The organism is Streptomyces phytophilus (genome assembly GCF_013870535.1).
In the GTDB taxonomy this organism is placed as follows: domain Bacteria; phylum Actinomycetota; class Actinomycetes; order Streptomycetales; family Streptomycetaceae; genus Streptomyces; species Streptomyces phytophilus.
Genome location: NZ_JACBXC010000310.1, coordinates 1 through 5,635 on the forward strand (window position 1 = coordinate 1; position 5,635 = coordinate 5,635).

2 protein-coding genes and 1 pseudogene are annotated in these 5,635 nt (G+C 74.2%); all 3 read right to left on the reverse strand.

What is annotated here, in order from left to right; translation table 11 throughout:
• Positions 1-59: 59 nt before the first annotated feature.
• Positions 60-3,875: pseudogene (locus H5J30_RS15690) on the reverse strand (alpha-(1->3)-arabinofuranosyltransferase domain-containing protein); the annotation flags it as partial.
• A complete protein-coding gene (locus H5J30_RS15695) occupies positions 3,872-4,597 on the reverse strand; it encodes a class I SAM-dependent methyltransferase (protein WP_181788055.1) in 726 nt (241 codons plus the stop codon). The gene H5J30_RS15695 and the pseudogene H5J30_RS15690, both read right to left, overlap by 4 nt.
• A 5-nt stretch (positions 4,598-4,602) precedes the next feature.
• On the reverse strand, positions 4,603-5,635 hold a 1,033-nt coding region (locus tag H5J30_RS15700; protein WP_181788054.1), incomplete at its 5' end, for a glycosyltransferase family 4 protein.

Below are 5,635 nucleotides of genomic sequence, written 5' to 3' on the forward strand. Positions count from 1 at the left end.
GGGGGCGTCGAACCTGACGAGGATGCCCTTGGTCACGTTGCCGCGGGCGACGAGCGCGTACCCAGCAGCGCCAGGACGGCGGCGACACCGGCGAAGATCCCGGCGTCGTACCAGGTGGCCGGCTTGTACTCCAGCTTCACCTCGCCGGCGAGGTCCGCCGGCACCAGGAAGCCCTGCTGCCAGCCGTCGAGCCGCACCGACTCCAGCTCCTCGCCGTCCAGCGTGGCCTTCCAGCCGTCGTTGTAGTTCTCGTACGTCGTGAGGTACGCGTCCTCGCCCTCGCCGACCGTCACGGACCGCTCGTCGCCCGCCCAGTCGGCGGTCTCCACCTCGCGGCTCCCGGCCGCCGCCGCGGGCTCGCCGCGGGTCAGCGTCAGGTCGGTGACCGCCAGCGCCTCGCCGTCGCCGGCGGCGACCGCGTGCCGGCCGGCCTCCAGCTGCACGGGACCTGCGGTCTCGCCGTCGCCCGGGCACAGCTCGATGTCCACCGGCCGGCGGTCGACGAGGTCGCCCAGCGTGCCCTCGGCCCGGGTGTTGAGCAGCTGCCCGTCCACGGACACCATCGGGCCGCGGCCGCACTCCAGCTCGAACGGCTCGTCCTTGTCGACCGGTTCGGTGCGCAGGTCCTTCTCCGCGTCCTCGCCGAGCGCCGGGACGTAGACCTCGGTGAGGCCCACGGGCAGCTGCACGTCGCGGTCCGCGAACGGGTTGTGCACCGTCAGCGACTCGGCCTCGGTGACCTTGATGTCGAGCCGGTCGGTCGTCACCGGCGGGATCCGCACCCAGCCGTTGGCGTCCACGCCCACGGTCTGCGCCCCGGTCGGGGTGGTCACCTCGACCTCCGTCGGCCGCGCCGACAGCCCGCCGGCTGGTGCGAGGACGAACTCGCTGATCTCCGCCTCCTCCGGCCAGCTCAGCGAGAGCGACTGGTCCGTACCCGCGATCCAGGCCGTGGTCAGGTCCTTGTCGACCAGGTTGCGCGGGCTCAGCTGCGGGCTCAGCGGCAGCGTCGAGCCGGCCGTGACCCGGATCCGGTCCTCGTCCGCCGCGCCGAGGTCGTCGAGCAGCGCGTCGAGGCCCTGCCCCTGTACGGGCAGCGCCTTGCCGGTGACGGTGTACTCGCCCGCGCCGGACTCGAAGCGCCGCTGCAGACCCGTCTCCGCCGCGGCCGGGTTGAGGCCGCCGAGGTCGCTGCCGCGGTGCAGGGAGACCTGCTCCGCGTCGGCCGCGACCTGCTTGGCGTCGGCGGGCAGCTGGAGCTGCCGGCTGACCGGCGAGACGCCGGGGATCTCGACCTCGGCGAACCCGGCGCCGGCGAAGCCGGTGCGGGTGCCCTCGGTCTTGCGGATGGTGATCCGCAGCCACTCCGCCTGCCCCTCGGGGGACTTGACGGTCTGCGTACGGCCACCCGCCTGCAGCGTGCTGACCTCGCTGCCGCGCGGGGTCTCGACCTCGACCTCGACGGGCTCGGGGCGGATGCCGGCGCCGGGCAGCGGCGTCAGGTCGAGCGTGCCCTCCAGGTTCGTGGGCTCGGTGAAGTCGATCCGGAGCCACTCGCCCGCGGAGGTGTCCGGGTTGCCCTCGGCCCAGCCGGTCTGCGCCACGCCGTCGAAGGCGTTGACGGGGTCGAACTGCGGCAGGTGGAACATCCAGTTGCCGCTGGTCGACGCGGTCACCGAGGCGGCGCCGTCGAGGACGGCCGTCGTCTGGTGCTCCGCGCCCTTCTCCGGCACGATCATCCGCGGCTCGTCGCCGGGGTCCTGGAGGCTCTCGGACGGGTTCTTCTCGTCCTCGGTGTACGTGTACGAGGTGTTGTTGTTGACCACGCCGAACCGGGTGTCCGCCCGGCGCAGCCCGTCCGCCTGCACCTTGACCGCCGGCTCCTCGACGCCCGGGTGGGCGTCACCGGCGAGCACCGCGGGGCGGCCCTGCCAGCCGGGGTCGGCGGAGAGCTGCAGCAGCGACTCGGGGCCGCCGCTGAGGACGGCGGTGTCGGCGGCGTTGAGCGTGCCGGCCGGGCCGGGACGCAGGTCCTCGCCGTTCGCGGGCTGGAAGATCTCCACCGCCCGCTGCCGCGAGAACAGCCCCTCGATCTGGAGCGGGGTGCCCTCGGGGATGCGCCCGCCGGTCAGCTCCGGGCCGAACTCGGCGACCTTCTCGTAGCCGGAGGACGTCAGCGTCTGCTTCACGGTGGTCGGCGGGACGTAGCCGACCTGGTCGGGGTCGAGGTCGTTGCGCACGACGACGTAGTGCAGGCCGGCGCGGGCCAGGAACGCCTGCAGCCCCGGCACTTCGCCGCCGGTCATCAGCGCCTGGTCGACGGCGTCCATCGCGCGCCGCGAACCCGCCGTGCCGAACGGCACGTAGTCGCGCTGCGCCCAGCGGGACTCGGCGAGCACGTCCAGCGGCTGGTCGATCGGCTTGCCCCACTCGTACGTGCCGTGCGCGGTCGCCGGCACCACCAGGGCCCGGCTGTCGGGGGAGTACTCCTCCAGCCAGTCCGCCGTCTGCTCCCAGTGCTTGGGCAGCTTGTCGAACGCGCCCGGCTGGAGCACGTCGCCGTTGGCGTACGGCAGCAGCAGCCCCGGCAGCACCACGAGGGAGGCGACCGCGGGCACCCACGTGCTGCGCCGCGGCGTGGCGCGGGTGCCGCGGCGCTCGGCGGCGACCGCGACGAAGTGCGCGAGGCCGAGCGCGAGCGCGAGGGCCAGTCCCGGCTGGAACTTGTAGATGTTGCGGAACGGGCTCAGCCAGCTGTCCAGCGCGTCCTGCACGCTGCCGGAGAACGGGGCGCCCAGCGCGCCGCCGTACCCGGCCAGGGTGATCAGCGCGACGGTCATCACGGTCAGCACCAGCCAGCGCCGCTCCGGCAGGTCGCGGCGGGCCAGGCCCGCGAGGCCCAGGCCGGCGGCGAGCGCGGAGGAGATGATCGGCAGCCAGCCGGTGGCGGCCGTCCAGCCGCCGGGCAGCCACTCCTCGCCGAAGTTCAGGTACGCGACCCAGTTGCCGGTGCCGCGCAGCACCTCGGTCGCCGACATGGTCGTCGTGGTGTTGTGCGCGGTCTCGATGAACGGCAGGAAGTTCTCGCCGTAGGCGCCGAGGAGCAGCAGCGGCACGATCCACCACAGGCACGCCAGCAGCACCCCGGGCAGCCACCACGCCAGCAGCTTCGTGCGGCGCTGCCCGGTGCGCGTGCACACGTACAGCAGCGCGGGCAGCAGCGCCGCCAGCGTGGACGCCGCGTTGACGCCACCCATGAACGGGATGATCAGCGCCGAGCGGGCGGCGGCGACCCGCGGGGTCAGCCGCTCGTCGAGCAGCGGCAGCAGCACCCAGGGCAGCACCGCGCCGGGCAGCGCACCGGCGGAGGTGGAGCCGACGATGATGGTGAACACGGGCCACAGCGCGTACGCGGCGGCGCCCAGCACCCGGGTCCCGGAGGTGCCGAAGCCCAGCCGGTCGGCCAGCTTCAGCGCGCCCCAGAACGCGGCGGTGACCACGAGCGACAGCCACAGCCGCTCCGCCAACCACGTCGGCATCTGGAGCAGGTCGGTCAGCAGGTAGTACGGCAGCATCGGGAAGGCGTAGCCGAAGTACTGGTCGTGGATGCCGCCGAAGCCGTTCTGGTCGTGCCACAGCTCGCCCAGGTCACCGGCGAACTTCCACGGGTCGACCGCCACGCCGAGCTTCGTCTCGAACGTCGTCTTCCCCGCGGAGGGGATGAGCCAGGCGACGAACGCGAACGCCCAGAAGCCGAGCGGCCAGCGCCAGTTGCGCCGGCTCCCGGGCGGTCGCCCCCCTGCCGGCCCCGCCGGGGGCGGCGGTGAGTAGGGCCGGCCGGGCGTGGCCGGCTGGGCGGGGAGCGTGGAGGTCATGGGCACCGCCGGAGTATGAGAAGAAGGTTCCAGGTGGCGAACTCGCGTACGCCGGGGACACGGACGACGGCCTCGGCGAGGAAGGGCCAGTAGCGGGAGCGGGCCGCGACGACCTCGACGTCGTCCCGGGCCCGTACCGCCTTGAGCGTGGGGCCTATGTGGATGGGGAAGAGGTTCTCGCCCAGGGTGTGCTTGGGGTCGCGTCCGGCGCGCCGCGTGTAGCGGCGGCGCGCCCGGTCCGCGCCCAGGTAGTGCCAGGGCGCCTGCTCGTGGCCGCCCCAGGGGGAGAGCCAGTTGGTGAACGCCACGTACAGCAGGCCGCCGGGCTTGGTGACCCGGATCAGCTCGCTGAGGAAGGTCTCGGGGTCGGCCACGTGCTCCAGCACGTTGGAGGAGAACGCGACGTCGGCGACGCCGTCGGCGAGCGGCAGCAGATAGCCGTCGGCGACCACGGCGCCGGTCCGCACGTCGGAGCCCGCCGCCATCTCGCCGGCGTCGCAGTCGAAGAGGTACGCCTCGGCGCCCCGGCTGCGGAACTCCTCCGTGAACCAGCCCCCGCCGCCGCCGACGTCGACGACGAGCCGGTCCTTGAGCGGCGTGATCCGCTCGACCTGGTCCGCCGCGTCCCGCGCCAGCAGGCTGTAGGCGCGGGCGGGGTCGTCCTGCTCCTTCATGAAGGCGCGGAAGAGGGCGACCGACCGCCGTATGGAGGGGTCCCGCACTGCTGTCATCCCCCCCGCTTCTCGTGCCGTCCGGCGCGGGCGAGCGCCTCGTCGGCGACGGTGCGGAAGTCCCGTACCGTCGCCTCCCAGCTCAGCCGGGTGGCGCGCTGCCGGGCCGCGGCGCCGAGGGCGGCGCGCCGCTCCTCGCTCAGCGCCAGCGAGCACCAGTGCGCGGCGAACGCGCTCTCGCCGCGGGCCAGCATGCCGGTGTCGCCGTCGCGGATGGAGTCGCGCAGGCCGGGGATGTCGAAGCCGATCGCGGGGGTGCCGCGCACCGCCGCCTCGGTCACCACCAGGCCCCAGCCCTCGACGAGCGAGGGGTGCAGCAGCAGCCACGAGGAGGCGAGGAGGCGGTGCTTCTCGCCCTCGGAGACGTGGCCGGTGAACGTCACGCCGGGCCCCGCCATCGCTTCGAGCCGGCCGCGCTCGGGGCCGGTGCCGACGATGACCAGCCGGCCGCCGGTGACCGGGCGCACCCGCTCCCACAGCCGCAGCAGCAGGTCGATGCGCTTGTACTCGACCAGCCGGCCCATCGCCAGGAACAGCGGCTCCGGCGACTTCGGCGGCAGCGGGCCGGGGTCCTCGACGCCGTTGTGGACGACCCGTATCCGCTTGGGGTCGACGCCGATGTTGCGCAGCGCGGCGGCGGTGGAGGAGGAGACGGCGACCAGGAGGTTGCCCCGGTGGGCGCCGGCCAGCGCCCAGTGCTCAAGGCGGCGGCCCAGCCGGGCCAGCGGCCCGGGGTAGCGCATCGCCCACAGCTCGGTGTGCACGTGGTTGACCAGGCAGAGCGACGGGCCGCTGTGCCACAGCGGCGCGAGGTACGGCATGCCGTTGCAGACCTCGACCAGCAGGTCGGTGCCGCCGACGTGGCGGGACAGCGCGCGGCGCGCGCGCAGGAAGTGCCCGGCGTCTCCGCCCGCGGAGACCACGCGGTAGTCGCGGTACGCGGCCGGGCCCCCGCACACCAGGGTCACCTGGTGGCCGTGGTCGGTCAGGCCGCCGGCGAGCCGGTCCACGAGCAGTTCCGAGCCGCCG